We start from the raw sequence: 25,519 nt of genomic DNA, 5'->3' as shown, positions 1-25,519 counted from the left end.
CGCACAATCGCTCATCGGCCACGAACACCTGAGTTTGCGCCACACGGGGTCTACGCTGGCCGCGTGCGCAACGTTGTCCTCGACGACTTCGATGACGTCGACCGCGCCGTACTGGCAATCGGGACGGATTACCCACCACACCACCTGCTGGAATTTCACCGGCATCGCCGCGCCCAACTCCTCTACGGGGCGACCGGCGTCATGCGGGTCGAGACCGCCGACGCGGCGTGGACGGTGCCCACCCACCGGGCGGTCTTGATCCCGTCGAACACCGAACACCAAGTGCTGATGGACGGGGTCAGCACCCGCAGCCTCTACATCGAGCCGTCAGCCGTGCCCTGGTTCCCGGCCCGCTGCCAGGTCGTCGATGTTTCGCCGCTGCTGCGGGCGTTGCTGCTCGCCGCGGTGGACCTGCCGGCCGCCTACGACCGGCACGGGCGGGACGGCGCGTTGGTCGACCTCGTCCTGCACGAGATCCAGTGCGTGACACCGCTACCGCTCGATCTGCCGATGCCGGGCCGTGACGATTTGCGCGGCCTTTGCCAGGCGTTCGCGTCGGCGCCGAGCGTCCGGGAGTCGCCGGTCCGGTGGGCGGCGCACCTGAACCTCAGCGTCCGCACGTTCAACAGGGTGTTCCGCGCCGAAACGGGCCTGACCTTCCAGCAGTGGCGGCAGCGGGCGTGCGTCCTGCACGCCATCGGGCTGCTGAGCGGCGGCATGAGCGTCACGCGGACCGCCACCAACCTGGGTTACGACAATCCAGCGGCCTTCACGGCGATGTTCGTCAAAAGCATTGGCAGCACGCCGAAGTCATTCCTGAGTCGACGGCTCGATGGGTCCTAGCCGCCGCAGCTGCGTCACATGCCTGGGGGACAGTTCCTCGAGGCAGGTGACACCCAGCAGCCGCATGGTGCGGATAACCCCGTCGGCGAGGATGTCGATCGCGCGGGTGACGCCGGCCTCGCCACCGGCCATCAGCCCGTACAGGTAGGCGCGCCCGACGAGCGTGCACCGCGCACCCAGCGCGATGGCCGCGACGATGTCGGCGCCGGACATGATGCCGGTGTCGACCAGGATTTCGGTGTCCTTGCCGAGTTCACGGGCAACCGTCGGCAGGAGGTGGAAGGGCACCGGCGCCCGATCCAGTTGTCGGCCACCGTGATTCGACAACACGAGGCCGTCGACGCCGCGGTCGACGACGGCGCGGGCGTCGTCGAGCGTCTGGATGCCCTTGACCACCAGCTTGCCCGGCCACTGCGCCTTGATCCATTCCAGGTCGTCGAAAGTCAGGCTGGGGTCAAACATGGTGGAAAGGTATTCGGCGACGGTGCCCGGCCAGCGGTCCAGCGACGCAAACGCCAGCGGCTCGGTGGTCAGCAGGTCGAACCACCACTTCGGGTGCGGGACCGCATCCAGGACAGTGCGCAGCGTCAACGTCGGTGGGATGGTCATGCCGTTGCGGTTGTCGCGCAGCCGGGCGCCGGACACCGGGACGTCGACGGTGGCCAGCAGGGTGTCGAAGCCCGCGTCGGCCGCGCGCCGCACCAGCGCCATCGAGCGTTCGCGGTCCCGCCACATGTAGAGCTGAAACCACTTCCTGCCCTGGGGAACAGCGGTCACCAGGTCCTCGATCGAACAGGTGCCGAGGGTGGACAGCGAGAACGGAATGCCGGCCTTGGCCGCCGCCGCCGCGCCGGCGATCTCGCCCTCGGTGTGCATCAGCCGGGTGAAGCCGGTGGGCGCGATGCCGAACGGCAGGACAACCGGTTGACCCAGCACGTTCCAGCCGGCGGTGACGTTGGTGACGTCGCGCAGGATGGTCGGGTGGAATTCGATGTCGCGGAAGGCTTGTCGGGCACGCGAGATGGAAAGCTCGTCCTCGGCGGCGCCGTCGGTGTAGTCGAACGCCGCCTTGGGCGTGCGCCGTTTGGCGATGCGTCGCAGATCCTGGATGGTGTACGCGGCTTCGAGGCGGCGCCTGGTCGCGTCGAGCTGCGGGCGCTTGAACTTGATCAGCGGCGCGAGATCGCGCACCTTGGGCACTCGCCGTCGGACGGCCTTCCGCCTTTTCGATTCCACAGTGTGCAACGGTAGTCACATGAAACCGGAGAGCGACCCCTTCGACCTCCAGCGCTTCGTCGACGCGCAGGCCCCGGTGTACCGCAACGTGGTCGACGAGCTGCGTTCCGGGCGGAAACGCAGTCACTGGATGTGGTACGTCTTCCCGCAGTTGCGCGGTCTGGGCGGCAGCCCCACGGCGGTGTACTACGGCATCTCGTCGCTCGACGAAGCCCGGGCGTACCTGCGCCACGACGTCCTCGGGCCGCGACTGCACGAGTGCGCCCGGCTGGTCAACGAGGTGCAGGGCCGCTCGGTCGGCGAGATCTTCGGCTCGCCCGACGACCTCAAGCTGCGTTCGTCGATGACGCTGTTCGCACAGGCGACGGACGACAACCAGGATTTCGTCGCGCTCCTCGACAAGTACTACGACGGCCGCCAGGACCGACTCACGCTGGAGCGCCTAGGCCGGGCTTAGGATCTGCCAACCGTGCGGCTCGACGACGACCGCGTCGAGGATCTCCTGCGGCGGCGCCGAGGACCCGCCGAGGACTCGCCGATGGGCGGTGCCCAGCTCCGACAGCGCCACGCGCATCGGCTCGTCGCCGATGTTGAGCGCCACCAACAGCGCGTCGTCGCCGTTACGGGTCTCGTACACGTAGTGCCGGTTCTCCAGCCGCAGCGCACTGGTCGTCGCCCGGTGCAGCCACGGGTGACGACGGCGCAACCCGACCAGGAACTGGTGCAACGCCCAAATTTCCGCCCCGAATGCGTCCAATTCCAGTGGGGGAGAGGCGAACTCGGGCCGGACGGCGTCGTCCCCTCCGTAGCGCTCCTCCTTGACACCCTGGAATCCCAGCTCGTCACCGGCGTACACGCTTGGCACGCCGCCGACGGTCAGCAGCAGCACCAGGGCGTGCGCCACGTGCCGAGGGTTGTCCAGCCGGCTGGCGATCCGGGTGACGTCGTGGTTGCCGATGAAGGTGAGCGGGACGAAGCCGGCCAGGAACTCGGCATGCCGTTGCAACGCCCAGTCCAGCTCGAAGAAGTTGCCGTCGTTGAGGCTGCTCCAGATGGCCTTCCACAGCTCGTACTGGGTGGCCGAGTCGAACGTGGCGGCCCGCACCACCGCAGCGTAGTCGCCGTGGATGAGCTCGCCGACGAACCAGGAGTCCGGGAAGCGCTCGCGGACCCGCGGCAACGTCGACGCCCAGAACCGTTCCGCCACGGTGTAAGCCGCGTCGAGGCGCCAGCCGTCGGCGCCGCGCTCTAACCAGTGCGCCATCACGTCCGCGGTGTAGTCGATCACCTCGGGGTTGTCGTGGTTGAGCGTGATCAGCTCGGAGTGACCCTCGAAGGTGTGGAAGGAGCCGGGACGCCCGCGGAACCAGCGCGCGGCCACGTCGTTGCGCGAAGCCTCCTGGTAGCGGGGGAAATCCACGCCGACGTGGTTGAACACCCCGTCGAGCAGGATGCGCAGGCCGCGGCGACGGGCCTCGACCACGAGGTGGTCGAAGTCGGCGTCGTCACCGAGCCGGGGATCGATGCGGTAATGGTCGGTGGTGTCGTATCCGTGTGTGCGCGAGGCGAATATGGGGCCCAGCGCAACACCTGACGCGCCCAGCGCGATGGCGTGGTCGAACCAGTCGACGAGCCGCCGCAGCCGGTGTTCGTCCGGCTGCGGCGGCTCGGACGACGCGGGAAAGGCGCCGACGAACCCCAGCGGATAGACCTGCCACCAGATCGCGTGTTCTACCCAGGCTGGTGCCGTCACTGCGTCAGCCGACGGTGGCCAGGGTTTGGGAGGCGACGATCGCTTGGGCGACGCCGGAGACGATGGCCGCGGCCTTCAGCGCCTCCTGGATGGTCTCCCGGCTCACACCCGCCTCGCGCAGCGTGTGCTCGTGGGCGGCCACGCAGTCCGGGCATCCGTTGATCGACGACACCGCGAAGCACCACAGCTCAAAGTTAGCCTTCGAGACACCTGGATTGGCGATGATGTTCATCCGCAATCCCGCGCGCAGATCGTCGTACTTCCCGTCGAGGAAGCCGCGGCCCCGGTAGAACACGTTGTTCATGCCCATGATCGACGCGGCTCCCAGCGCCGCGTTGTACGCCTCCGCGGACAGCACGTCGGCGGCCTCAGCGCCGATCTCGCTGATCACCTGGGTGTTTCGCGTCGCCGCGGCGCTAGCCAGCAGGGTGCCCCACAGCTGCTCCTCGTTGAGCTCGGTCGTGCGAGTGATCGAGCCCAGGTTGAGCTTGAGGTCCTTCGCGTACTCGGGCAGCGCTTCCTTGAGGTTTTCTACGCTCATCTCGCCTCCTAATCAGGCCTTGTACCCGCCCAGCCCCGGACTAAGCCGAAGCCTTGAGGAGTTCGGTGGCGTTGAGCGTCGGGTCGCCCTTGCGCCAGTTGCAGGCGCACAGTTCGTCGGACTGCAGCGCGTCCAGGACCCGCAGCACTTCCTCCACGTTGCGTCCGACGGATCCCGCGGTGACCGAGACGAATTGGATCTCGTTGTTGGGGTCCACCAGGAAGGTCGCCCGGTCGGCCACACCCTCGGCGTTGAGCACGCCGGTGGCCAGGCTCAGCTCGCGCTTGATGTCGGAGAGCATGGGGAACGGCAGCTTCTTCAGGTCTTCGTGCTGGGCGCGCCAGTTGAAGTGCACGAACTCGCTGTCGATCGAGACGCCCAGCACCTGCGCGTCACGGTCGGCGAATTCGTCGTTGAGCTTGCCGAACGCGGCGATCTCGGTGGGGCAGACGAAGGTGAAGTCCTTGGGCCAGAAGAACACGACTCGCCACTTGCCCTCGTGGTCGTCGCTGGTGATGGTGGTGAAGTAGTCGCCGGGCTGCTTGGCGTCGACCTTCGACAGATCGCCCGCGATCAGCGCGGTGAGCTCGTAGGCGGGGAATTGGTCGCCGATAGTCAGCAGAGGCATATCGCTCCTTAATTGGATTGACTCAAGATTAGCTTCCATGCTCATGTTGCCCGGTTACCCTGTCTGAAGTAAAGGTGATATTTCCCACTACACTTATAGGTATGCCCGATAAGAGTTATCAGCCCACCATCGCCGGTCTGCGCGCGTTCGTCGCTATCGCCGAAAGGCGTCAGTTTAGCAGTGCCGCAACATCTCTCGGCGTCAGCCAATCGACGCTGTCGCAGGCGCTGGCGGCGCTGGAGACCGGGCTCGGCAGCCAGCTCATCGAGCGCTCCACGCGGCGTGTCCTCTTGACGGCCGAGGGCCTCGAGCTGTTGCCGCGCGCCCAGGCCGTCGTCGAGGCGGTGGACGCGTTCACCGCCGCGGCCGCCGGGTCGTCCGACCCGCTGCGGGCGGGGATGCGGTTGGGCCTGATTCCGACGGTCGCGCCCTACGTGCTGCCGACCGTGCTGGCCGGCCTCGCCGAGCGATTCCCCGACATGACGTTGCGGGTGACCGAAGACCAGACCGAACGGCTGCTGACGGTATTGCGCGAGGGTGCGCTCGACGCGGCGCTGATCGCCCTGCCCGCCGGCGCCGGCGGCATCACCGCAATACCGATCTACGACGAGGATTTCGTGCTCGCGCTGCCGCCCGGACATCCGCTGTCCGGAAAGCGCCGGGTCCCGGCGACGGCGCTGGCCGACCTGCCGCTGCTGCTGCTGGACGAGGGCCACTGCCTGCGTGACCAGGCGCTGGACGTGTGCCACAAGGCCGGCGTGCGCGCCGAGTTGGCCAACACCCGCGCGGCGTCGTTGGCCACCGCGGTGCAATGCGTCACGGGCGGACTGGGGGTGACGCTGATCCCGCAGAGCGCGGTTCCGGTCGAGGCGACGAGAAGCCGCCTCGGCCTGGCGCAGTTCGCCGCACCCCGCCCCGGGCGGCGCATCGGTTTGGTGTACCGCTCGTCGAGCGGTCGCGACGAGTCCTACCGCCAGCTGGCCGGGATCATCGGCACGCTGATCAGCGGCCGGCACCAGGTGCGGCTGGTCAAATAACGCGACGCCAGCGGTAGGTTCAGCCCATGGAAAAGGTCATCGCAGTCCTCATGCGTGCCGATTCGGACGATCAGTGGTGCGCCCGCCAGCGAGGCCCCGTCGCCGATGGCCTGCGGGCACTGGGACTGCCGGGGCTGGCGGTCAACGTTCGCGACGACGCGGTGCGCCATTCACTGATGACGCTCACGACCCTGGACCCGCCGGTCGCCGCGGTGGTGAGCATGTGGACCGAGCAGTGCTACGGCGAGCAGATGGCGGCGGCTTTGGAGCTGCTCGCGGACGAATGCGAACACCTCGCCGCGTACCTGGTGACCGAATCGGTCCCGCTCAAGGCGCCGGTTAACGAGTCCGGTTCGCGCACAACGGGTTTGGCAAATATCGCATTGCTGCGCAAGCCCGAGGGCCTGGACCAGTCAACGTGGCTGAACCGGTGGCAGCGCGACCACACCTCGGTGGCCATCGAGACGCAGTCGACCTTCGGCTACACCCAGAACTGGGTGGTGCGCGCCCTCACCCCGGACGCGCCGGGAATCGCGGGCATCGTCGAGGAGTTGTTCCCTGCGGAGGCGATCACCGATCTGAAGGCCTTTTTTGGTGCCGCCGACGACAAGGACCTGCAGGACCGCCTGGGCCGAATGGTCGCCAGCACCACGGCGTTCGGCGCCAACGAGAACATCGACACAGTCCCCACCAGCCGCTACGTCTTCAAGACACCGTTCATCGAGGAACCCACATGACATCTCTGCATGACGCCGTGAGCCTGGCCGCGGCGGAAAGTGGCCTGGCGGTCGTCTCCACGGTCCGCGCCGACGCAACGGTGCAGGCGTCGCTGGTCAACGTCGGCCTGTTGCCGCATCCGGCCAGCGGCCAGGAGGTATTGGGCTTCACCACCTACGGCAGGGTCAAGCTGGCCAACCTGCGCGCGCGCCCGCAGCTGGCGGTCACCTTCCGCAAGGGTTGGCAGTGGGCGACCGTCGAGGGCCGGGCGGAGCTGGCCGGCCCCGAGGATGCCCAGCCCTGGCTGACCACGGACGACCAGCTGCGGCTCTTGCTACGCGATGTCTTCACCGCCGCGGGCGGCACGCACGACGATTGGGACACCTACGACCGCGTCATGGCCCAGGAGCGGCGCGCCGTCGTGCTGATCGCGCCCACCCGCGTCTACAGCAACGGCTGAGGTGGTTAGGCTGCAGCCGTGACGCTGCAGATCGATGACGACAAGCGGGTGCGCACCCTCACGCTGAACCGGCCAGAGGCGCTGAACGCGTTCAACGAGGCGCTGTACGACGCCACGGCGGAGGCGCTGTTGGCCGCGGCCGAGGATGCCGAGGTCGCCGTGGTGCTGCTGACCGGCGCGGGCCGCGGCTTCAGCGCCGGCACCGACCTCGCCGAGATGCAGACCCGCATCACCGATCCGGGCTTCACCCCGGGCAAGCACGGTTTCATCGGGCTCATCGACGCCCTCAGCGCGTTCCCCAAGCCGCTGATCTGTGCGGTCAACGGCGTCGGGGTCGGGATCGGAGCCACCATCCTCGGCTACGCAGATCTGGCATTCATGTCATCGACCGCCCGGCTGAAGTGCCCGTTCACCAGCCTGGGCGTGGCGCCGGAGGCGGCGTCGTCGTACCTGCTGCCGCAGCTGGTGGGCCGGCAGAACGCCGCCTGGCTGCTGATGTCCTCGGAGTGGGTGGACGCCGACGAGGCGTTGCGCATGGGCCTGGTCTGGCGGGTCTGCGAGCCCGACGATCTACTCCCCGAAGCCCGTCGGCACGCGGAAATCCTTGCCAGCCGCCCGATTTCGAGCCTGATGGCGGTCAAGCACACCATGGTGGAGCCGGTCCGGCCGGAGATCGCCGCGGCCACGGCGCGGGAAAACGCGCACTTCGCGGAGCTGATGGGCGCCCAGGCCAACGCCGCGGCCCTGGCGGACTTCAACAAACGCTGACGGGGGCTAACGGGACGGGGCGGCCTCGAGGTTCGCCGACGCGGCGATGATCGCCCGCAACGTCCTCCGACAGCGCCCGCAGTCGCCGCCGGCCCCGCACGCCGCCGTAACCTCTTTGGAGGTGGAGGCGCCCCGGGCGACCACCTCGGAGACCGTGTGGTTGGTCACGCCGACACACAGGCAGACGTACATCAGCGCATCCCCTGCATGCGGGCGACGTTCCCTTCCTCGACGACCTGGCCGCGCGCGCTCAATTCGTCCTCCCTCTCGGCGTCCCTGTCATGGGGATTCCCGAAGAAAATGCCGAACCGACGGCAATATTAGTTGAGTCTAACCTAAGTTAGTTAGTGCAGTCTAACCTTACCCGCCAGCAACGTCGGTCACCCGAGCGGCGCGGGACACACACTGAGCACAGCCATACCTTGCTGGAAGATTGCACCCCGGCATGGCAAAGTGCGACTACGGCCCGGCATGGCGTACGCAGCCCAGCACACCCCGCCGAGGCCCTGGAATGACCACCGTTTCGACCGTCACCGTAGGGGAGTGATCATGCAAGGGGATCCGGATGTTTTGCGCTTGCTCAACGAGCAGTTGACCGGCGAGCTCACCGCGATCAACCAATACTTCCTGCACTCCAAGATGCAGGACAACTGGGGCTTCACCGAGCTCGCCGAGCACACCCGCGCGGAATCCTTCGACGAGATGCGGCACGCCGAGGCGATCACCGACCGCATCCTGCTCCTGGACGGTTTGCCGAACTACCAGCGGCTGTTCTCGCTGCGGATCGGCCAGACGCTGCGCGAGCAGTTCGAGGCCGACCTGGCCATCGAGTACGAGGTGATGGACCGGCTCAAGCCCGGCATCATCATGTGCCGCGAGAAGCAGGACACCACCAGCGCCAACCTGCTGGAAGAGATCGTGGCTGACGAGGAGAAGCACATCGATTACCTCGAGACGCAGCTTGAGCTGATGGACAAGCTCGGCGTGGAGCTCTACTCCGCGCAGTGCGTCTCGCGGCCGCCGAGCTAACACACCGCGCGCCTTTTCTCGGTTCTGGTTGCCGCGGGTCGACCGTGGGCACTCACTACCATCGAAAGCCGTGGAAAGGCGGGCATGACGAGGGCGACACCAGCGGCGGCTCCGGCCGGCCGCGCTTCGGATACGGGACCCGGGGACGTCGCGGTCGACCCGCAGCGACGCAATTTCATTTTCGTGGCGATCCTGCTCGGCATGCTGATGGCCGCGCTGGACCAGACGATCGTGGCGACCGCTTTGCCCACCATCGTCGCCAATCTTGGTGGCGCAGGCCATCAATCGTGGGTGGTCACCAGCTACCTGCTCGCGTCGACCATCATCACCGCCCTCGTCGGCAAGTTCGGTGACCTGTTCGGCCGCAAGCGGGTGTTCCAGGCGGCCGTCGTGTTTTTCGTCGCCGGATCGGTGCTGTGTGGCCTCTCGAGCTCAATGGGCATGCTCGTCGCGTCCCGCGCGCTGCAGGGCATCGGCGGCGGCGGGCTCATGGTGACCGCCATGGCCCTGATCGGCGAGGTGATCCCGCTGCGGGACCGCGGCCGCTACCAGGGCGCGATGGGCGCGGTCTTCGGCGTCACCACCGTGATCGGTCCCTTGCTCGGGGGCTACTTCACCGACCACTTCACCTGGCGCTGGGCGTTCTGGATCAACGTGCCGATCTCTGTCGTGGTCTTCTTCGTGGCGGCCGCCGCCATCCCGGCGCTGTCCGAGCGCGCCAAACCGGCCATCGACTACACCGGCATCCTGTTGGTCGGCCTCGGCGCCGCTGGGCTGACGCTGGCCACCAGCTGGGGCGGGACCACGTATCCGTGGGGATCGCCGACGATCATCGGCCTGTTTGCCGGCTCGGTGATCGCGTTGTGCCTCTTCGCCTGGGTGGAAAGCCGCGCCGCCGCGCCGATCCTGCCGACCCGGCTGTTCGGCAGTCCGGTGTTCACGGTGTGCTGCGTCCTGTCCTTCGTGGTCGGGTTCGCCATGCTGGGCGCGCTGACGTTCCTGCCGACGTACATGCAGTTTGTCAACGGCGTTTCGGCCACCACGTCGGGCCTGCGCACGTTGCCGATGGTGATCGGGATGCTGACCACCTCGATGGGCAGCGGAGTCATCGTCGGCCGCACGGGCAAATACAAGGTCTTCCCCGTCGCCGGCACCGCCGTCATGGCAGTGGCATTCTTTCTGATGTCGCGGATGGACCCGTCGACATCGGTGTTCGTCCAGTCGCTGTTCCTGGTCATCCTCGGCGCCGGGATCGGGATGTGCATGCAGACCCTGGTCCTGATCGTGCAGAACACCGTGGGCTTCGACGACCTCGGCGTCGCGACCTCCGGCGTCACCTTCTTCCGCACGATCGGCAGCTCGTTCGGCGCCGCCATCTTCGGTTCGCTGTTCACGAACTTCCTACACAGCCGGATCGGCCCGGCGATGGTAGCCAGCCGCGCGCCGGCCGCAGCCGCCGCGTCACCGGAGGCGTTGCACCGGTTGCCCCGAGAGGCGGCCGCTCCGATCGTCGCCGCCTATTCCGAGTCGCTCACCCACGTGTTCGGATGGGCGGTTCCGGTCGCACTGGTGGGGTTCGTCCTCGCGTTGTTCCTGCGCCAGGTTCCGCTGCGGGAGATGCACGACAGCACAATCGATCTCGGCGACGCGTTCGGCATGCCGAGCACCGAGACCCCGGATCAGATGCTGGAGAACGCGGTCGAACGCATGCTGCGCGGTGTGCCCGGCATGCGGTTGCGCAGCATAGCCATGCGTCCTGACTGCCGGCTCGACGTGGCCGGATTGTGGGGCGTCCTGCGCATCAACCGCTACGGGCAGATGCATGGCACGGCCCGACTCACCGACATCGCCGACTACCTACGGATACCGTTCGAGGTCTTGGAACCCACCTTTTCGCGGCTGATCGCCACCGGATACGCCCGCGGCGACGGCGATCAACTGTGGCTGACACCCGCGGGGGCCCAGCAGGTGGACTACGTGCACTCGCTGTTGGTGGGCTGGCTGGTCGACAAGCTCGCCCGCTCACCGGGATTCGACGGGCGACCGGATCGTCGGGTGGTCGAAGCGGCGCTGAATCGAGTCGCGGGCCGCGTTCTCGCGCAACGGGACTGGAGCGACGACCGTCCCACCATGAAGATCCCGGCGGCGACCGCCTGAAACGCGCGGCGCGAGCGTACCATCACGCCATGAGCCGAATCGGAACATTTGCTGACGACGACCTGGCCGGCTGGTTTGTGAAGTCCCCCGACATCGGCGGCGCGCTCGGCGGCTTCAGCAACGCGGTCTACACCAAGAACCGGTTGCCGCTGCGCACCCGCGAACTGGCGCGCGCCGTGATCGCGCACCGCAACGAATGCGTGGTCTGCGTCAACACCCGCGACGAGGACGGGCCCGCCGCCGGCGTCGACGAGGAGTTGTACGACCACGCCCTTCAGTGGCGCACCTGGCCGGGCTACAGCGAACAAGAGCGGCTGGCTGCCGAGTTCGCGGACCGCTTCGCCAGCGATCACACGGGTCTGCGCGACGACGAGGACTTCTGGAGCCGGTGCTCCGAACACTTCTCCGACGAGCTGCTGGCCGATCTGGCCCTTTCGTGCGCGCTGTGGGTCGGCATGGGCCGCGTCCTGCGGACTCTCGACATCGGCCAGGCTTGCAAGCTGACCATCCCCAGCCGGGCATAGCCGCGGCGGGCGCACCCGCCTTCGATCACACCGCGACACATAACCGGCTGCGACGACGCGCCCGAAAGGCGTCGCAGCCGGTTATATCTGGCGGGCACAAAAGGCCGCGTCAGCGCGTTGCCCTACGCGTGAAGATTCGCTTCGGCGTCGGGTTGGGTGCAGACACCACACCGGATCGACTGGCTCCCATCGTCGATCATTTGGAGGCCAACGGCGTGGACTCCTTGTGGTTCTCCGAGTTGGTGTACTCCCCGGCGGTGGACCCGGTGGTCGGGATGGCGTACGCACTGGCCAGGACGACCCGGCTGAAGGTCGGCACCTCCGTGGCCGTGCTGCCCGGGCGGCACCCGGTCCTCGTCGCCAAGCAGTTGGCGTCGCTGGCGGCCGTCGCGCCGAAGCGGGTCCTTCCCGTCTTCGGTCTGCGGTCGGCGATTCCGGCCGAGCGCGAGGTGTTCGTGGTTCCCGACGGCGAGCGGGCCGCGGTGTTCGACGAGTCGCTACGGGTGCTGCGCTCGGCACTGACCGAGGACTCGGCTAGCTACCAAGGCCGGTACTTCACCGTCAGCGGGGCCGCCGTCATGCCCAAGCCGCAACCCCCGCTGGACATCTGGCTGGGCGGCTCGGCGCCGGCGGCGTTCCAGCGCATCGGCGCGCTGGCCGACGGTTGGCTGGGCAGTTTCCTGACACCGGCGGAGGCGCGGATCGGCCGCGAGGCGATCGAACGCGCCGCGGCGCAGGCGGGCAGGCGGATCGAGCCCGATCACTTCGGGATCTCGTTGGCCGTCGTGGACGCGGTCGACGGCGAATTGCCCCCGACGCTGGCTGCGGCGGCCCGCAGCCGCCGACCGGACGTCGATCCCGCCGATCTGATCGCCGTCGGATGGGATCGGCTGCACCGGCAGCTGGACGCTTACATCGACGCGGGACTGACGAAGTTCGTCATCCGGCTGGCCGGGGGCGCGCCCTTGGACGGCTTCCTCGACCGGTTCGTCAGCGAGCTGACCGCCCGCCAGAACTGAATTCGCGAGCCCGGGCCTACCGACCCTGCACAATGACTGCCATGACCGGCACCCCGCTTGCCGCCGCGGCGATCGCCCAGCTGGAGTCCGAGGGCGTCGACACGGTCATCGGCACCGTCGTGAATCCCGCCGGGCTCACCCTGGCCAAGACGGTCCCGATCCGGCGGACCAACACCTTCGCCGATCCCGGCCTCGGGGCCAGCCCGTCGTGGCACGCCTTCGCGATCGACCAGAGCGGCATCGCCCTCACCCGCGATGTCGGCGTGATCGGGGACCAGCGGCTCCGCATCGACCTGTCCGCCCTGCGCATCGTCGGTGACGGGCTGGCATGGGCGCCCGCCGCATTCTTCTCCCAGGACGGGGCGCCCGTGCCCGCCTGCGCCCGCGGCACGCTGAGCCGGGTCGAAACCGCGCTCGCCGAAGCCGGCGTGGAGGCGGTGATCGGACACGAGGTCGAATTCCTGCTGGTAGGTCCCGACGGTGATCGCCTCCCGTCGACGCTGTGGGCGCAGTACGGCCTGGCCGGCGTCCTCGAACACGAGGCGTTCGTCCGCGACGTCACCCGGTCGGCCGGCGCGGCGGGCATCGCGATCGAGCAGTTCCACCCCGAATACGGGGCCAACCAATTCGAGCTGTCCGTGGCACCGCAGTCCCCGGTGGCCGCCGCCGACCAGTTGGTGCTGCTGCGGCTGATCGTCGGGAGGGTGGCCCGCCGTCACGGGCTGCGCATCAGCCTGTCGCCGGCGCCCTTCGCCAACGGCGTGGGGTCCGGTGCTCATCAACACTTTTCGCTGACGACGCGCGACGGGCCGTTGTTCTCGGACGGCGCGGGCGCCCGGGGCATGACGGCCGCGGGGGAGCACGCGGTGGCGGGGGTGGTCCACGGGCTGCCCGAGGCGCAGGGCCTGCTGTGCGGGTCGATCGTGTCCGGCCTGCGCATGCACCCCGGCAACTGGGCCGGCTCGTACGCCTGCTGGGGAACCGAAAACCGCGAAGCCGCAGTGCGATTCATCGCCGGTGGGCTCGGCAATCCGCGCGGCGGCAACGTCGAAGTGAAGATCGTCGACCCGTCCGCGAACCCGTACCTGGCGTCGGCGGCGATCCTCGGGCTGGCGCTGGACGGGATCGAACGGCAAGCGCCGCTGCCCCCAGAGGTCGTGGTCGACCCGGCGGACCTCGCCGCCTCCGAACGTGAACGCGACGGCATCGCGAGTCTGAATCGAGACCACGCCGAAGTCATTGCCGCACTGAACGATTCGAAGCTGATGCGGGGCATCCTCGGCGATGCCGCGGTCGACATGGTGGTCGCCGTCCGCTCGCTGGAACACGAGCGATACGGCGACCTGGGCCCCGAGCAACTGGCGGACAAGTTCCGCATGGCCTGGAGCCTGTGACGGGCTAGCCATGGTTTCCGAACCTCGCGCGCTGGCCGGCCACATCGACGAAGTGACCCTGATCGATCAGCATGTCCACGGTTGCTGGATGACGGCGGGGGACCGGAATCGGTTCGAAAACGCGCTCAACGAGGCCAACACCGAACCCATCGTGGGCTCGGGATTCGACACGCAACTCGGCTTCGCCGTGCGCGCCCATTGCGGGCCCGTCCTTGGGCTCCCAAAACACGCAGATCCGCAATCATATTGGGAACGTCGCGACCAGTTCGGCGAGGTGGAACTGGCCCGCATGTTCCTGCCGGCCGCGGGGGTGAGCGACTGGCTGGTCGACACCGGGATCGGCGCGGACACCGCCGGCCCCGCCGACATGGCCGAGTCGTCCGGTAACCGCGCTCACGAGGTGATCCGCCTTGAGCAGGTCGCCGAGCAAGCCGCCCGGGCGCCCGGCGACTACGCGGCGGCGTTCGAGGACATCCTGCACCGGCGCGCGGCGACGGCCGTCGGCACCAAGTCGATCCTGGCCTACCGGGGCGGGTTCGACGGCGACCTGAGCGAGCCGGCGCCGGCCCAGGTGGCCGAGGCGGCCCTCCGGTGGCGCGACCGCGGCGGCACCCGCTTGCAGGATCGGGTGCTGCTCCGGTTCGGGCTGCATCAGGCGCTGCGGCTGGGCAAGCCCCTGCAATTCCACGTCGGCCTCGGCGATCGGGACTGCGACCTGCACAAGACCAACCCCCTGTTGCTGCTCGACTTCCTGCGGCAGTCCTCGGACACCCCGATCGTGCTGTTGCATTGTTATCCCTACGAGCGCGAGGCCGGATACCTGGCGCAGGCGTTCAACCACGTCTATGTCGACGGCGGGTTGAGCGTGAACCAACTCGGGGCGCGGTCACCGGCCTTCATCGCGCGGCTGCTGGAGCTGGCCCCCTTCGGCAAGATCCTCTATTCGTCGGACGGGTTCGGCCCCGCGGAACTCCATTTTCTCGGTGCGGCCCTGTGGCGCAGGGCAATTCATCGGGTGCTGCGCGGTTTCGTCGTCGACGACGACTGGAGCGAAGCCGACGCCATCCGGGTGGTCGACCTGATCGCTCACGGCAACGCCGCAGGACTGTACCGCGTTTGACCACCGGTGACACCGGGGTATACCGGCGGTTATGGCGACCGCGAGGGGCGTCTTGGAGTGGGCCCGCGACAAGGTCGTGTCGTGGGTACCCAAGGCCGACCTCGACCAGCGGGACCCCGACTACATTCGCGACCAGCTGCCGGGGACCTGGTTGCTGGCCTCGTTCTATTTCCGCGCGGACGTGCGGGGCCTGGACCGCATCCCGGCCGAGGGGCCGGTGTTGTTGGTCGGCAACCACAGCGGCGGCAACGTGCCCCCCGACACCTTCGTCTTCACGCTGGCGTTCTGCTCCTACTTCGGTGTCGAGCGGCCCTTCTACCAGTTGGCCCACAACCTCGTCGTCTCCGCTCCGCCGCTGGGCTGGTTACGCAAGTTCGGCACCGTGGCCGCGAACCCCGAAAATGCCCGTCTCGCATTGGATTCCGGGGCGGCGCTGCTGGTCTACCCCGGCGGCGACTACGAGGTGTTTCGGCCGTCGTGGGAGCGTCACAAGGTCGACTTCGGCGGCCGGATGGGTTACGTGCGGTTGGCCCGTGAGGCCGGGGTGCCGATCGTGCCGGTCGCCAGCGTCGGCGGGCAGGAAAGCGCGTTGTTCCTCAACCGTGGGCAGTGGCTGGCCAGACTACTGATGGCCGACAAGCTGCTGCGCCTCAAGAGCATCCCGATCTCGCTGGCACTGCCCTGGGGCCTGAACATCAGCGACCTGGCCGGCCACATCCCGTTGCCAACCAAGATCGTGATCGAGGTTCAAGACCCGATCGAGGTCGACGGGGACGACCAGGCGGTGCACGACAAGGTGATGGCCAGCCTGCAGGGCGGGGTCGACCGACTGGCCGCTGAACGGCGATTCCCGGTGATCGGCTGATGCGCGTCGAACGCCGCTGCGTCATCAACGCGGACCGCGACGCGGTCTGGAAGATCGTCAGCGACCCGGATTGCTACCCGTCGTTCATGACGAGCCTGGAGCGCTGGGAGTCGTCGAACGACAAGCCGGCCGGCGTGGGCGCCCGCTACACCGTCCATTGGAAGATCGGCTCGGTTCCCGTGGGCGGGCTGATCGAGGTGGTCGAATTCGACGAAGGCCGGGACCTGGCCTGGGTGGGCATCACCGGGGTTACGCTGCGTGGGCGGATCCGGTTGCGCGACCGCGGCGACGGCTCCACGAAGGTGACGTTCCGGCTGTCGTATCAGGCGCCCGGGGGATTGCTCGGGTACATCGCTGACCGGATCGCCGTGCGCCAGGTGGGACGCACCGTCGCCGACACCTTGAAGCGGCTGAGGATACTCGCCGAGTCGTAGCATTTTTCCAATTCGCCCCACAACAAATCCCCGCGCGGCATAGGCTCCGATCGACGAATCGGGCAACGTCACCAAACGCATCGAAGAAAGGGTTTGGGGGCATGTTGCTCCGAGCAACGCTTGTCGCCGCGGCCATCGCGGCGGCCGCCGGTGGTGTGGCAGCACCGGCCTACTCGTCGCCGGGGTGTTACACCGCCAGTTCCGGCGACTGCGTGCCGTATCCGCAGCAGGGCGGCTCACAGCCACCGGGCGCCACCGCGAAATGCGCGGACGGCAGCTGGTCGTTCAGCGAGCATCCGCATTCGGGCGGCACGTGCCACGGACACGGGGGAGTCCAGCAGTACTTGTAGCGGTCGGCGATGACCGGCGCTGCTTACGGCGATCGGATGGTCGGAGGACGAGGGGTGACCATCCGAACGCCCAAGCGTCGGCATCGCCGAACATCCTGTAGCGCAACGGGATACCGTCACGCCAAGGCCGCGGAGTCGAACACCCAACTGGCGTCGGCGTTCGCGCGGACCTCGAAACCGTCCGTACGCGGTCCGCTGGCAGCAGTGCCCGTATGGGCCTCGCCGCGGGCTAGAGCCACTATCGCGACAATCACCACTATCACCGCCGACGCCAGGACGATCATGCCCACGCCATCGGCGTTGAGGGTCTCGCCGAGCACCACAATGCCCAGAACCGATGCCACCGCTGGTTTGGCCACCGTCACCGACGGCATAGAGGCGGTCAGCGCACCAGCGCGAAACGAAGACTGCTGAAAGATCATCCCCGCCAACGCCGCCAGTATCCAGACATAGAATTCCGGCGCGCATAGCAGCGCCCCGAAACCATGTCCGGCCGCCGCGACGACGGCCTTGGTGAGCACCGCGAAGAGGGCCAGCGACGAACCGGCCACCACCGCCAGCAGTACAGCCGCACGCTGACCGGGCCAAATGCGCGCACCCAGGACACAGAACGCCAGTAGCGGACCCAACACCAGGGCCACCACAGTCCAGGTTGTCAGCGACCCCTGCGACTGCCCGGCCTTCGGGTCGCCAACCGTGACGACCACCGCCAAAGCGACGGCGAGCACCGTCGCCCACATCCACTGCCGGCGAGTCACCCGCTGATGGGTGAGCCGCGCATTGACCGGCAGGGCAAATAGCAGCGCCGTCACCTGCAGCGCCGTCACCAACATCACCGACCCGACCTCCAGCGCGGCGGCTTGCAGGCTGTAGTTGGCAACGGCTCCCCCGCCGCCAAGCCACCACCGGGCGTCGCGCAACGACAACCGGAACAACTCCCAGTGGCCGACGGGTTCGTCGGTGACCTCATGCGCGGACTGTTGACGGCTCACCGCGCCGATCGCGGATGCCAGTGCGGCGCACAGGGCGAGCACAACCGCGATATCCGACTTCAACATGGGACCTCCTCGAGATGCCGAGATCGCTTCGGGCTAAACCCCGAAGTAATTGCCGTACCTGCTCGTCGCGAGCGCTTTCAACAGCCACAGGACCAGCCCGGTCCCAGCCAACGTGCCCCCAGTCACCGCCACGATGAAGGCGGCCCGCACGCTCTTTAAGAGCGCCGACCGCAGACGGTTCTGCTCGTCGACGGCAGTCGACGGGTGGAGGTTACTGGCGGTCATGTGCGTTGCCGTTGCCTAGTTGGTGACGAATCATGAAGGAAATGGTGATCGACGAAGCACCGCTTCCGGAATGACCGGGAAGCCAGATTGAGTTGCCTCTAGCGATAGGGTTTCCTATCCATTTGGCAAGGATCGCGGGATCGAGTTGCAACCAGCCTCGGTCGACGCGCCCGCCTCGAAGTCGTCAGACGACCCCCCGAAATGATTTTTGGCGCCGCAGTTGCTCGCCTCCAGTGCTGTCAGCGCATCGCGAGCGTGACCGCCCCGCGTCGGAGGGCCTCATTGGCCAGGCGGACCCTCTCGAACGCGGATGCCCAACGCGCCACGGCGCCAAGGTCATTAGGTGCACCGACGCGTTTCTCAGTCGGGCTACCCCTCGCGCCAGGAGAGCAGATAATGTCAGATGGCACGTAACGCGGTGGGCAACGATTACGCGTCTAAATCCGGGACGTGGACGAGTCTGCTAGACCAAGCTAGTCGCGTCGAACACCCAACTGGTGTCCGCGTTCGCGAGGTTCTCGAAGTGGTTCGGCGGCGCGAACGAAACCAGGCTGTTCATGTCCCAATAGTCTTTCCAGACGGTGACCTTCCCCTCTTGCGAGGCGACCTTATGGACGGTCACGAATCTCAGCACGCCTTGCTCGCCCGTCGTGAAGGTCCATGTCTCGGAGTGCTCGTACAGCACGTCGGACCCGTTGGACACCAGCACGCCGTCGTGGTTCTCGTAACCGGCCAGCGGCTCGAGGCCCATCTTGAGCCGCTTGACGATGTCTTCGGGTCCGCGCGCCGACAGCGCCGGCACCGGCATGTCGACGTAGAGGCAGTCATCGGACAGGAACGTCTTGACCGCCTCCCAGTCCCGCCGCGAGAGCGCCTGCCATAGCCCGAGTACGACATCCTCGACCGAGATCATAGAAACGTCTGTCATAGCGCAAATAAACTCGGTTGCCGGACGGGTGTCAACAACGGACTCAGCGCGGCCGCCCCCTAGCCGTCGACGTGAGCCATCGATCGCGCCGGACCCAGCGCCACCGGCAGCGACGACCAGCCCCGCAGCACGCGGGTGTCGCGCCTGCTGCCCGCGCCCGCCGCGCGCGCCTCGGGGAAGCGGTCGAAGAACGTGCGCAGCCCCACTTCGCCCTCGGCGCGCGCCAGCGCGGCGCCCAGGCAGAAGTGCCGGCCACCGGAAAACGCGAGATGCCTTCCGGCGTTGGGTCGTTCGATATCGAAGCGGTGCGGATCGTCGAAGACGGACGGGTCGCGGTTGGCGGCGGCCAGATAGACGAGCACCACGTCACCCCGCCGGAGCCGCTGGCCGGCCAGCTCGACGTCACCCAACGCCACCCGAGCGGTCAGCTGCACCGGCGACTCCAGCCGCAGGATCTCCTCGACGGCGTTGGGCCACAGCTCGGGGCGGCCGCGCAGGATGTCGAGGCGGTCGGGGGCGTCCAGCAGCACGCGAATCCCGTTCCCCAACAGGTTCACCGTGGTCTCGAATCCGGCGGCCAACACCAGCCCGGCGATCGCCCGTAGCTCGTTCTCATCCAAATACATGTCGGCGGAGCCACTTTCGGCTATCTGAATCAGCTGGCTCATGAGATTGTCGCTCGGGGCGCGACGCAGCCGGCTCAGGTGCTCATCGAGCCAGGAGCTGAACCCGGCCAGCCCTCGCTGCACGCTGCGGTACTGCTGCCACGTCAGCCCGATGTCGAGGCTCGGCGCGGCCAGCTCACCGAACTCCAGCACCCGCCGCCGGTCCGGCTCCGGTACGCCGAGGATGTCACTGATGATCGCGACCGGAAGCTGCGAGCAGTACCGTCCCACGATGTCGACGACGGGTGAGGCGCCGGACTCGGCGGCCAGCCGGTCCAACAGGTCGGTGGCGGTCTGTTCCACGCGGTCTCGCAACGCGGCGACCGCCCGGGGAGTGAACACCGCCGACACGGTCTTGCGATACCGGGTGTGGTCCGGCGGCTCGACGGCGAGCAGCGACGGCGCCCGAAGCGGATGCAGCAGGCCGTCGCGGGTGCGGCCCTCCAGCCACCGCAACGGCCTGGGCAGATTGGAGCCGAACGTCACCACGCGGAAGTCGTCGGAGCGCAACAGCTCATGGGCGAGCGCATGCTCGGCGGTCAGATAGCTCACGCGGCCCTTGGCGAGTGGTCCCGCGGCCCGCAGTTCGTCGTAATAGGCCACCGGATTGACGGCCACCTCCGGGTCGGCGATCAGCCTGGCATGCAGGTCTCCCCGCCGGACGCCGAGCGTCGCGACACCCCGGATGAATCCGTGCATCGCCAACCAATGCAGTCGTTCCCTCACCGGCCCCTCCATCGATCGATGTCTTTTCGAGCCTAGGTGCGAACGCCGACCGGGTCAGCACTCGGCGCTGATCTTGAAGTCGGTCGTGATGACCTTGTTGGGGTTGCTGCTGTTGATGCCGTAGGCGCTGCCGGTGATCGTGTACGCGTCGTTGGTGACCTCGGCGTGCGCGTCGCCCACCCCGCCTTCCCAGAAGCTGCCGGTGAACCCGTCGACGTTGCGGATCTTCACCCACTGGGGCATCACCCTATAACCACTGGTGAGCACCACGGCCTCGACCCCGCCGTCATGGTCCTTGATGTCGATGGTTCGGTACTGCTGGTTTTGGCTGCATGACGGTGGCCGGGTGCTGTGCGTGGCGCCGTCGATGGTCAGGCGGGCCGCTTTCCGCGGCGTGGTCTGGGCCTGACCGCAACCCGCGAGGCCGACACCGGCGATCACGAGGACGGCGACCGCGCATAACCGGTTTCGCACCGGTTCACCTCCTTCACTGCCGATCCGGCATCATCCTGGGCAGCGACTTGACGATGCTGCGTCGCACGAACTCCGGACTCAGGCCCTTGAACAAGTCGATCAACCGAATGCTCTTGGGCACATACCAATGCAACCGCTTCGGGTTGTGGTAAGCCTGCCACGCGGTTTCCGCGACGCTGCTGGCCGGCATCAAGCGGAGCATGCCTTTCTTGGGCGCGGTGGCGCGTAGCTCCTCCGCCGTCATCGGCGCACGGCCGTCGTTGGAGTGATTCGTCGTCGTGGTCAGGATGGCGGTGTCGATCAGACCGGGCAACACGTCGGCGACGCGGACCCCGTGTCGCTGCCATTCGACGCTGAGCGCCTCGGTCAGGCCCTTGACCGCGTGCTTGGTCGACGAATAGACCGCCAGGCGCGGCATCCCGTAGGTCCCGGACGAGGACGACGTCGAAAACATCAGGCTGCCAGGCGACTTCTTCAAATACGGCAACGACGCGTAGGCGCCGGTCAGCACGGCCTTGTAGTTGATGTCGACGAGGCGCATGGCGGCCTCGTAGGGCACGTCCTCGAACCAGCCGGATTCACCGACGCCGGCGTTGTTCCACATCATGTCGAGCCCGCCGCCGGTGTTGCCGGCGCAGAAGTCCGCCAGGGCGCCCTCGAGGGCCGCCTTGTCCGTGACGTCGACCCCACGCGTCCACAGCCGGTCGGCGCCCAGTTCGTCGTGCAGCGTCGCCAAGCCGTCCTCGTTGCGGTCCACGGCCCCGACTCGCCAGCCCTTGGCGTGGAACAGTTTTGCGCCCTCGCGCCCCATGCCGCTGCCCGCGCCGGTGATGAAGACCGATTTCACGGCGCGTCAGCCCGCCTCGACCACGTCTTTGATGCGGTTGAGGGTTTTGGTCATGTCGCGGACGTTGCGGCGCTTACGCAGAAAGCCACCGAACACCCAGTAGAGGCCGAGCCACGGCGCGGGGCTGAGCCGGAACGACTCGGTCACGTCCGTACCGCCGCCGCTCGGCGCCAACCGGTAGTGCCAGTTGTTGACCGCCCGATCACCGAGCAGCACCGCGAATCCGAATTCACGACCGGGTTCGCACGCGGTGACCTCGCAGGTCGTCCAATACACCGGCCCGATCTCGTTGCGACGAACGTGCCCGCGGAATTTGGCGCCGAGGGCCGGGCCGCTCGCCTCACCCAGCCACTCGGCTTCGAACACTTCCGGGGAGAACCGTCCGACGTTGTGAACGTTCGCGATGAGGTCCCAGATCTTGTCCGCGGACGCCGCCATATGAACAGTCGCCGAACCTTCCATGCGCTGATCCAAACACAGCTTGCCGCTACGTCATAGAGCGCGACGATGGTTGATCGTCAGTGCGGAACCGCCGCCTGGATCAGACCGTTGATGATCTCCTTGATGCCCTGCGCCGGGTGCGAGTACCAACCGATCGGCAGGCCCGACTGCGCGCCACACTTCGGCCAGGCCTCCACGCCTTGGTCGGCGAAAACCCGGTTGGCCACGGCGATTTGCTGCTCCCTGGTCGCGGCCGCCGGGTTGCCGACACCGCCGTATGCGGCCCAGGTGGCCGGCTTGAATTGGAGACCACCGTATTCACCGTTCCCGGTGTTGGCGTGCCAGTTGCCGCCGGACTCGCACTGGGCGATCGCGTCCCAGTTGGGCGTGGGGGCGGAGGTGGCGATACCGGTGGACGAAGCTATCGACGCTGCAACGAACCCGCCGACCGCCAGGGACTTGACGAGAGGCTTGCAGAGGATTTTCATGTGATGGATTTCGGCCGCTGTGGCCTAAGCGTTACCTATTCGAAAATGGTGCGAGATATGCCTTCCAACTGCGGAAATGGCCTTATTGCGACACAGAAAGAAAGTGTTAGAAACCGATGAGGAAAAAATAAATTATTGGTGGCAATATGACTCGGTTGCTAACGCCAGCGCCCGCTGATACAGGGCGTCGAGCCGGCGTGCGCGGACGACGCCGCCCCTGGCGATGTCGAGCTGCGCGGGGCAGGCCGGTGAATGCAGCAGGTCCCAGTGGTCCGCCATCTGGTCCAGCATCGTTTGGTTGAGGTCGTCGATCGCCGACCGCGACGCCGCGAGGTCCGCCGGCTGGGCCGGCGAGCCGGCGGGGTCGAGCTTCCAGTACGCGAACCGGCTGTATTCGATGCCCTCCGTGGCCCTGATCTGGTCGCCGAACACCTTGGTGACGTAGTCAGGGTCGACCTGCCGGGCGGAGGCCTGGGTGGCCAATCCCGCGAGCTCTTGCTGGACGCGGTCCGGGTCTTCGATGGGCCCGTGCGTGTGCCACTTGAACGCGGCCACCGGCTCGGCGATCTGTAACCGCCGCGCGGCGGCATCGACCAACTCGGTGAGAGCCCCGGAGTCGTCCGCCGCTGCCGGCGATGCGACCAGCACCGCCAACGCGCCCACGACGGCGCCGCAGCGTGCACTCAGCGTGCTGCGGCGGCCGGTCATGACCATGATTCTGCGGCAGTCCCGGGCGGCCGGGCACTTCGGAGTTAGCCTGAAGGTGCTGATGTCGTCGACCATGGGCAGTCGCGCCCCGCAGCGCATAGGCGGGAAGCGGGCAAAGTCGTTGCGTTCGAAGCAGTTTCGGGCGCTGATCGCGGCTGCGCTGGCGGTCCCACTGTTGCTGGGCGCGGCGATCGTCATGCTCGATCGCCTGCATTCGACGCCCGCCGACGATCTCGACCATCCCGCCAGCCCCTTGAGTGACGATCAGTCGAGGGCTCAGGTCGTCCAGTCGGCGCAGGACGTCGTCGCCGCCGCGGCCCTGCGGACGTCGTCGGCCGGCTACTCGCTGATGTCCTGCAAGAACCGTGACGACCCGCCGTATCAAGGCGCGGTCTACCTCACTTTCTCGGTGCCCCCCGCAACACAGGCCGACACGTACTTCGGCCGAATCGCCGCAACGCTGACCGACCGCGGCTGGACCGAGGGCCTACCGCCCAACAATCACGCCTTCGCCAAGACGCTTACCAAGGATGCCGTCACCGTGATCGTTTACCGGCACGACGACGAGCCGACCGTGGGCGTGATGCGCGTCTACGGCCAATGCCGGAACATGAGCGATCACCGTGCGGACGCGACGGCCTGGACGGATATCACCGGCGAGTTCGCCAGGCCGAGCTGATCAGGCTCATAACGTACTACTGCGCCCGACGGCGTCGTCGCCGGGCGCAGTAGTGACCTCGGGGCAGGTGAGGTTATCCGCCGCCGCCGCCGGGAGTGGCACCCAAGGTGCCCTGCAGGTCCGGCTTCATAGCGTTCAGCTGAGCGCCCCAGTACTCCCAGCTGTGCGTGCCATTGGCGTTGAAGTTGAACACCGCGTTGTGGCCACCAGCCGCGTTGTACTGGTCCTGGAACTTCAGGTTGCTGCTGCGCACGAAGTTCTCCAGGAACTCGGCGGGCATGTTGGCCCCGCCCAGCTCCGACGGGGTGCCGTTACCGCAGTAGATCCAGAGCCGGGTGTTGTTGCCGACCAGCTTGGGAATCTGCAGTGTCGGGTCGTTGCGCTGCCACGCGGGGTCGCTCGACGGGCCCCACATGTCGCTGGCCTTGTAGCCACCGGCGTCACCCATGGCGAGGCCGATCAGGGAAGGGCCCATGCCCTGCGACGGGTCCATCAGGGCCGACAACGAGCCGGCGTAGATGAACTGGTTGGGGTGGTAGGCGGCCAGGATCAGTGCCGAGGAGCCGGCCATCGATATGCCGACCGCGGCGCTGCCCGTGGACTTGACGCTCTTGTTGGAGGCCAGGTACTGCGGCAGCTCACTGGTCAGGAAGGTCTCCCACTTGTAGGTGGAGCAACCCGCCTTGCCGCAGGCCGGGCTGTACCAGTCGCTGTAGAAGCTGGACTGGCCACCGACGGGCATGACGATCGACAGGCCCGACTGGTAGTACCACTCGAACGCGGGCGTGTTGATGTCCCAGCCGTTGTAGTCGTCCTGGGCCCGCAACCCGTCGAGCAGGTAGACCGCCGGAGAGCCGCTGCCGCCGCTTTGGAACTGGACCTTGATGTTGCGGCCCATACCCGCCGACGGCACCTGCAGGTATTCGACGGGCAGACCCGGGCGCGAGAACGCTCCCGCGGTCGGCGCGCCGCCGGCAAGACCGATCAGGCCCGGCAGCGTCACAGCCGCTGCAGCACCGACTAATAGCCGGCGCCCCCAGGCCCGGACCTTCTCGCTCAGTTCTGTCATCCCTGCCCCTTGTCGTATGTGATGGCGGTCTCAGCAGGAATTTACCGGGTGAATAGGCCGAATGTCGATCGGGACGCGGGGATGTCTCGATTCGGTATCGCTTTTCTTCCACCATTTTCGCGGCCGGGATAAGGGCACCACAGACGCACACGCCGGCCGGTTCTCCATCGCACACCCCCGCAGGTGGGCCAAAATGCCTGCTAGCAGTCCCATGGCCGGTTTTGGCTCAACGCACAAAGCCGCATTTTTCTGTCCCGTCCCGTAGACAACCGCGTTCCGCTGCCCGAACCGCCGCCGGAAAAGCCGATTCCCTAGCTAAGACCTTTATCGCCTATC

Annotated in this window: 31 protein-coding genes; 16 read left to right on the top strand and 15 right to left on the bottom strand. The window is 67.3% G+C overall.

Going from position 1 to position 25,519, the window contains the following annotated elements; genetic code table 11:
* The first annotated feature begins 63 nt into the window (after positions 1-63).
* Positions 64-843 carry a helix-turn-helix transcriptional regulator gene (locus tag ACEL92_RS13515; RefSeq protein ID WP_374026031.1) on the top strand — a complete coding sequence of 260 codons (780 nt, stop codon included), beginning with the start codon at positions 64-66 and terminating at the stop codon, positions 841-843.
* Here ACEL92_RS13515 and ACEL92_RS13510 read toward each other — a convergent pair.
* Positions 811-2,079: an alpha-hydroxy acid oxidase gene (locus ACEL92_RS13510; RefSeq protein WP_374026030.1), complete on the bottom strand. Its 1,269-nt coding sequence runs from the start codon at positions 2,077-2,079 to the stop codon at positions 811-813. The genes ACEL92_RS13515 and ACEL92_RS13510 overlap by 33 nt on opposite strands.
* A 19-nt stretch (positions 2,080-2,098) precedes the next feature.
* On the opposite strand from ACEL92_RS13510, the gene ACEL92_RS13505 reads away from it, so the two are divergent.
* Complete coding sequence (locus ACEL92_RS13505) at positions 2,099-2,536, top strand: DUF1810 domain-containing protein (RefSeq protein WP_374026029.1); 438 nt, start codon at positions 2,099-2,101, stop codon at positions 2,534-2,536.
* Here ACEL92_RS13505 and ACEL92_RS13500 read toward each other — a convergent pair.
* Genes ACEL92_RS13500 through ACEL92_RS13490 form a run of 3 tightly spaced genes read right to left on the bottom strand, consistent with a single transcriptional unit; the run spans position 2,522 to position 5,001 of the window.
* Entirely contained in the window at positions 2,522-3,832 is a 1,311-nt protein-coding gene (locus tag ACEL92_RS13500; protein WP_374026028.1) for an alpha-amylase family protein, read from the bottom strand. The genes ACEL92_RS13505 and ACEL92_RS13500 overlap by 15 nt on opposite strands.
* A gap of 4 nt (positions 3,833-3,836) precedes the next feature.
* Positions 3,837-4,373, bottom strand: coding sequence for an alkyl hydroperoxide reductase (locus ACEL92_RS13495; protein WP_374026027.1), 537 nt, complete (start codon positions 4,371-4,373; stop codon positions 3,837-3,839).
* 40 nt (positions 4,374-4,413) lie between these two features.
* Complete coding sequence (locus ACEL92_RS13490; RefSeq protein ID WP_374026026.1) at positions 4,414-5,001, bottom strand: peroxiredoxin; 588 nt, start codon at positions 4,999-5,001, stop codon at positions 4,414-4,416.
* Between the two features lie 101 nt (positions 5,002-5,102).
* Here ACEL92_RS13490 and ACEL92_RS13485 point away from each other — a divergent pair, with 101 nt between their 5' ends.
* From ACEL92_RS13485 to ACEL92_RS13470, 4 genes are read left to right on the top strand one after another with little or no spacing between them, the layout of a single operon-like run.
* The gene (locus ACEL92_RS13485; RefSeq protein WP_374026025.1) at positions 5,103-6,038 is read left to right on the top strand and encodes a hydrogen peroxide-inducible genes activator; all 936 of its coding nucleotides are present in this window, start codon (positions 5,103-5,105) and stop codon (positions 6,036-6,038) included.
* Between the two features lie 26 nt (positions 6,039-6,064).
* Positions 6,065-6,775 carry a hypothetical protein gene (locus tag ACEL92_RS13480; RefSeq protein WP_374026024.1) on the top strand — a complete coding sequence of 237 codons (711 nt, stop codon included), beginning with the start codon at positions 6,065-6,067 and terminating at the stop codon, positions 6,773-6,775.
* Complete coding sequence (locus tag ACEL92_RS13475) at positions 6,772-7,215, top strand: TIGR03618 family F420-dependent PPOX class oxidoreductase (RefSeq protein ID WP_374026023.1); 444 nt, start codon at positions 6,772-6,774, stop codon at positions 7,213-7,215. Before ACEL92_RS13480 ends, ACEL92_RS13475 begins: the two co-directional genes overlap by 4 nt.
* An 18-nt stretch (positions 7,216-7,233) precedes the next feature.
* The gene (locus tag ACEL92_RS13470; protein ID WP_374026022.1) at positions 7,234-7,983 is read left to right on the top strand and encodes an enoyl-CoA hydratase/isomerase family protein; all 750 of its coding nucleotides are present in this window, start codon (positions 7,234-7,236) and stop codon (positions 7,981-7,983) included.
* A 6-nt stretch (positions 7,984-7,989) separates the two neighbouring features.
* Here ACEL92_RS13470 and ACEL92_RS13465 read toward each other — a convergent pair whose 3' ends face one another.
* A complete protein-coding gene (locus ACEL92_RS13465) occupies positions 7,990-8,175 on the bottom strand; it encodes a bacterioferritin-associated ferredoxin (protein ID WP_374026021.1) in 186 nt (61 codons plus the stop codon).
* Between the two features lie 357 nt (positions 8,176-8,532).
* Between ACEL92_RS13465 and bfr the strand changes: the two genes are divergently transcribed.
* From bfr to ACEL92_RS13420, 9 genes are all read left to right on the top strand, one after another.
* Entirely contained in the window at positions 8,533-9,012 is a 480-nt protein-coding gene (gene bfr, locus ACEL92_RS13460; RefSeq protein ID WP_055405255.1) for a bacterioferritin, read from the top strand.
* Between the two features lie 84 nt (positions 9,013-9,096).
* Positions 9,097-11,169, top strand: a complete 2,073-nt coding sequence (locus ACEL92_RS13455; protein ID WP_374026020.1) for an MDR family MFS transporter — start codon at positions 9,097-9,099, stop codon at positions 11,167-11,169.
* A 29-nt stretch (positions 11,170-11,198) separates the two neighbouring features.
* Entirely contained in the window at positions 11,199-11,693 is a 495-nt protein-coding gene (locus tag ACEL92_RS13450) for a carboxymuconolactone decarboxylase family protein (protein WP_374026019.1), read from the top strand.
* Between the two features lie 128 nt (positions 11,694-11,821).
* Positions 11,822-12,712, top strand: coding sequence for a TIGR03854 family LLM class F420-dependent oxidoreductase (locus ACEL92_RS13445; RefSeq protein WP_374026018.1), 891 nt, complete (start codon positions 11,822-11,824; stop codon positions 12,710-12,712).
* Between the two features lie 41 nt (positions 12,713-12,753).
* Positions 12,754-14,106, top strand: a complete 1,353-nt coding sequence (locus ACEL92_RS13440; RefSeq protein ID WP_374026017.1) for a glutamine synthetase — start codon at positions 12,754-12,756, stop codon at positions 14,104-14,106.
* A gap of 10 nt (positions 14,107-14,116) precedes the next feature.
* Complete coding sequence (locus ACEL92_RS13435) at positions 14,117-15,226, top strand: amidohydrolase family protein (protein ID WP_374026016.1); 1,110 nt, start codon at positions 14,117-14,119, stop codon at positions 15,224-15,226.
* A 31-nt stretch (positions 15,227-15,257) separates the two neighbouring features.
* Entirely contained in the window at positions 15,258-16,091 is an 834-nt protein-coding gene (locus ACEL92_RS13430; RefSeq protein WP_374026015.1) for a lysophospholipid acyltransferase family protein, read from the top strand.
* A complete protein-coding gene (locus tag ACEL92_RS13425) occupies positions 16,091-16,525 on the top strand; it encodes an SRPBCC family protein (protein WP_374026014.1) in 435 nt (144 codons plus the stop codon). Before ACEL92_RS13430 ends, ACEL92_RS13425 begins: the two co-directional genes overlap by 1 nt.
* Positions 16,526-16,626: 101 nt before the next feature.
* The gene (locus tag ACEL92_RS13420; protein ID WP_374026013.1) at positions 16,627-16,875 is read left to right on the top strand and encodes a DUF3761 domain-containing protein; all 249 of its coding nucleotides are present in this window, start codon (positions 16,627-16,629) and stop codon (positions 16,873-16,875) included.
* 116 nt (positions 16,876-16,991) lie between these two features.
* On the opposite strand, the gene ACEL92_RS13415 is transcribed toward ACEL92_RS13420, so the two are convergent.
* From ACEL92_RS13415 to ACEL92_RS13375, 9 genes are all read right to left on the bottom strand, one after another.
* Complete coding sequence (locus ACEL92_RS13415; protein ID WP_374026012.1) at positions 16,992-17,933, bottom strand: DMT family transporter; 942 nt, start codon at positions 17,931-17,933, stop codon at positions 16,992-16,994.
* A 33-nt stretch (positions 17,934-17,966) separates the two neighbouring features.
* Positions 17,967-18,158, bottom strand: coding sequence for a hypothetical protein (locus ACEL92_RS13410; RefSeq protein WP_374026011.1), 192 nt, complete (start codon positions 18,156-18,158; stop codon positions 17,967-17,969).
* A 463-nt stretch (positions 18,159-18,621) separates the two neighbouring features.
* Positions 18,622-19,071: a nuclear transport factor 2 family protein gene (locus ACEL92_RS13405; RefSeq protein WP_374026206.1), complete on the bottom strand. Its 450-nt coding sequence runs from the start codon at positions 19,069-19,071 to the stop codon at positions 18,622-18,624.
* Positions 19,072-19,145: 74 nt separating this feature from the next.
* Positions 19,146-20,477, bottom strand: a complete 1,332-nt coding sequence (locus ACEL92_RS13400; protein ID WP_374026010.1) for a cytochrome P450 — start codon at positions 20,475-20,477, stop codon at positions 19,146-19,148.
* A gap of 54 nt (positions 20,478-20,531) precedes the next feature.
* Complete coding sequence (locus tag ACEL92_RS13395; RefSeq protein WP_374026009.1) at positions 20,532-20,951, bottom strand: lipoprotein LpqH; 420 nt, start codon at positions 20,949-20,951, stop codon at positions 20,532-20,534.
* 13 nt (positions 20,952-20,964) lie between these two features.
* Complete coding sequence (locus ACEL92_RS13390; protein ID WP_374026008.1) at positions 20,965-21,798, bottom strand: SDR family oxidoreductase; 834 nt, start codon at positions 21,796-21,798, stop codon at positions 20,965-20,967.
* 6 nt (positions 21,799-21,804) lie between these two features.
* Positions 21,805-22,278, bottom strand: coding sequence for an SRPBCC family protein (locus tag ACEL92_RS13385; protein ID WP_374026205.1), 474 nt, complete (start codon positions 22,276-22,278; stop codon positions 21,805-21,807).
* A 38-nt stretch (positions 22,279-22,316) separates the two neighbouring features.
* Positions 22,317-22,727 carry a resuscitation-promoting factor RpfC gene (rpfC, locus tag ACEL92_RS13380; RefSeq protein ID WP_374026007.1) on the bottom strand — a complete coding sequence of 137 codons (411 nt, stop codon included), beginning with the start codon at positions 22,725-22,727 and terminating at the stop codon, positions 22,317-22,319.
* A 132-nt stretch (positions 22,728-22,859) separates the two neighbouring features.
* Entirely contained in the window at positions 22,860-23,441 is a 582-nt protein-coding gene (locus tag ACEL92_RS13375; RefSeq protein WP_374026006.1) for a chorismate mutase, read from the bottom strand.
* Here ACEL92_RS13375 and ACEL92_RS13370 point away from each other — a divergent pair.
* Positions 23,434-24,114 (top strand): hypothetical protein, encoded by a 681-nt coding sequence (locus tag ACEL92_RS13370; protein WP_374026005.1) that lies wholly within the window; start codon positions 23,434-23,436, stop codon positions 24,112-24,114. The genes ACEL92_RS13375 and ACEL92_RS13370 overlap by 8 nt on opposite strands.
* A gap of 73 nt (positions 24,115-24,187) precedes the next feature.
* On the opposite strand, the gene ag85B is transcribed toward ACEL92_RS13370, so the two are convergent.
* A complete protein-coding gene (ag85B, locus tag ACEL92_RS13365; protein WP_374026004.1) occupies positions 24,188-25,183 on the bottom strand; it encodes a diacylglycerol acyltransferase/mycolyltransferase Ag85B in 996 nt (331 codons plus the stop codon).
* Positions 25,184-25,519: the final 336 nt, after the last annotated feature.

It is taken from the genome of Mycobacterium hainanense, assembly GCF_041890355.1.
GTDB lineage: Bacteria > Actinomycetota > Actinomycetes > Mycobacteriales > Mycobacteriaceae > Mycobacterium > Mycobacterium hainanense.
Note: the sequence above shows the minus strand (reverse complement) of the source record. Positions and strands in the feature narration are given on the sequence as shown.

What these genes read in the sequence shown, in the direction of transcription:
- ACEL92_RS13505 (WP_374026029.1), top strand. Translation starts at nt 2,099, where the DNA reads ATGAAACCGGAGAGCGACCCCTTCGACCTCCAGCGCTTCGTCGACGCG.
- ACEL92_RS13375 (WP_374026006.1), bottom strand. Translation starts at nt 23,441, where the DNA reads ATGGTCATGACCGGCCGCCGCAGCACGCTGAGTGCACGCTGCGGCGCC.
- ACEL92_RS13435 (WP_374026016.1), top strand. Translation starts at nt 14,117, where the DNA reads ATGGTTTCCGAACCTCGCGCGCTGGCCGGCCACATCGACGAAGTGACC.
- ag85B (WP_374026004.1), bottom strand. Translation starts at nt 25,183, where the DNA reads ATGACAGAACTGAGCGAGAAGGTCCGGGCCTGGGGGCGCCGGCTATTA.
- ACEL92_RS13480 (WP_374026024.1), top strand. Translation starts at nt 6,065, where the DNA reads ATGGAAAAGGTCATCGCAGTCCTCATGCGTGCCGATTCGGACGATCAG.
- ACEL92_RS13475 (WP_374026023.1), top strand. Translation starts at nt 6,772, where the DNA reads ATGACATCTCTGCATGACGCCGTGAGCCTGGCCGCGGCGGAAAGTGGC.
- ACEL92_RS13450 (WP_374026019.1), top strand. Translation starts at nt 11,199, where the DNA reads ATGAGCCGAATCGGAACATTTGCTGACGACGACCTGGCCGGCTGGTTT.
- ACEL92_RS13425 (WP_374026014.1), top strand. Translation starts at nt 16,091, where the DNA reads ATGCGCGTCGAACGCCGCTGCGTCATCAACGCGGACCGCGACGCGGTC.
- ACEL92_RS13485 (WP_374026025.1), top strand. Translation starts at nt 5,103, where the DNA reads ATGCCCGATAAGAGTTATCAGCCCACCATCGCCGGTCTGCGCGCGTTC.
- ACEL92_RS13430 (WP_374026015.1), top strand. Translation starts at nt 15,258, where the DNA reads ATGGCGACCGCGAGGGGCGTCTTGGAGTGGGCCCGCGACAAGGTCGTG.
- ACEL92_RS13490 (WP_374026026.1), bottom strand. Translation starts at nt 5,001, where the DNA reads ATGCCTCTGCTGACTATCGGCGACCAATTCCCCGCCTACGAGCTCACC.
- ACEL92_RS13465 (WP_374026021.1), bottom strand. Translation starts at nt 8,175, where the DNA reads ATGTACGTCTGCCTGTGTGTCGGCGTGACCAACCACACGGTCTCCGAG.
- ACEL92_RS13495 (WP_374026027.1), bottom strand. Translation starts at nt 4,373, where the DNA reads ATGAGCGTAGAAAACCTCAAGGAAGCGCTGCCCGAGTACGCGAAGGAC.
- ACEL92_RS13455 (WP_374026020.1), top strand. Translation starts at nt 9,097, where the DNA reads ATGACGAGGGCGACACCAGCGGCGGCTCCGGCCGGCCGCGCTTCGGAT.
- ACEL92_RS13410 (WP_374026011.1), bottom strand. Translation starts at nt 18,158, where the DNA reads ATGACCGCCAGTAACCTCCACCCGTCGACTGCCGTCGACGAGCAGAAC.
- ACEL92_RS13440 (WP_374026017.1), top strand. Translation starts at nt 12,754, where the DNA reads ATGACCGGCACCCCGCTTGCCGCCGCGGCGATCGCCCAGCTGGAGTCC.
- ACEL92_RS13370 (WP_374026005.1), top strand. Translation starts at nt 23,434, where the DNA reads ATGACCATGATTCTGCGGCAGTCCCGGGCGGCCGGGCACTTCGGAGTT.
- rpfC (WP_374026007.1), bottom strand. Translation starts at nt 22,727, where the DNA reads ATGAAAATCCTCTGCAAGCCTCTCGTCAAGTCCCTGGCGGTCGGCGGG.
- ACEL92_RS13420 (WP_374026013.1), top strand. Translation starts at nt 16,627, where the DNA reads ATGTTGCTCCGAGCAACGCTTGTCGCCGCGGCCATCGCGGCGGCCGCC.
- ACEL92_RS13415 (WP_374026012.1), bottom strand. Translation starts at nt 17,933, where the DNA reads ATGTTGAAGTCGGATATCGCGGTTGTGCTCGCCCTGTGCGCCGCACTG.
- ACEL92_RS13405 (WP_374026206.1), bottom strand. Translation starts at nt 19,071, where the DNA reads ATGATCTCGGTCGAGGATGTCGTACTCGGGCTATGGCAGGCGCTCTCG.
- bfr (WP_055405255.1), top strand. Translation starts at nt 8,533, where the DNA reads ATGCAAGGGGATCCGGATGTTTTGCGCTTGCTCAACGAGCAGTTGACC.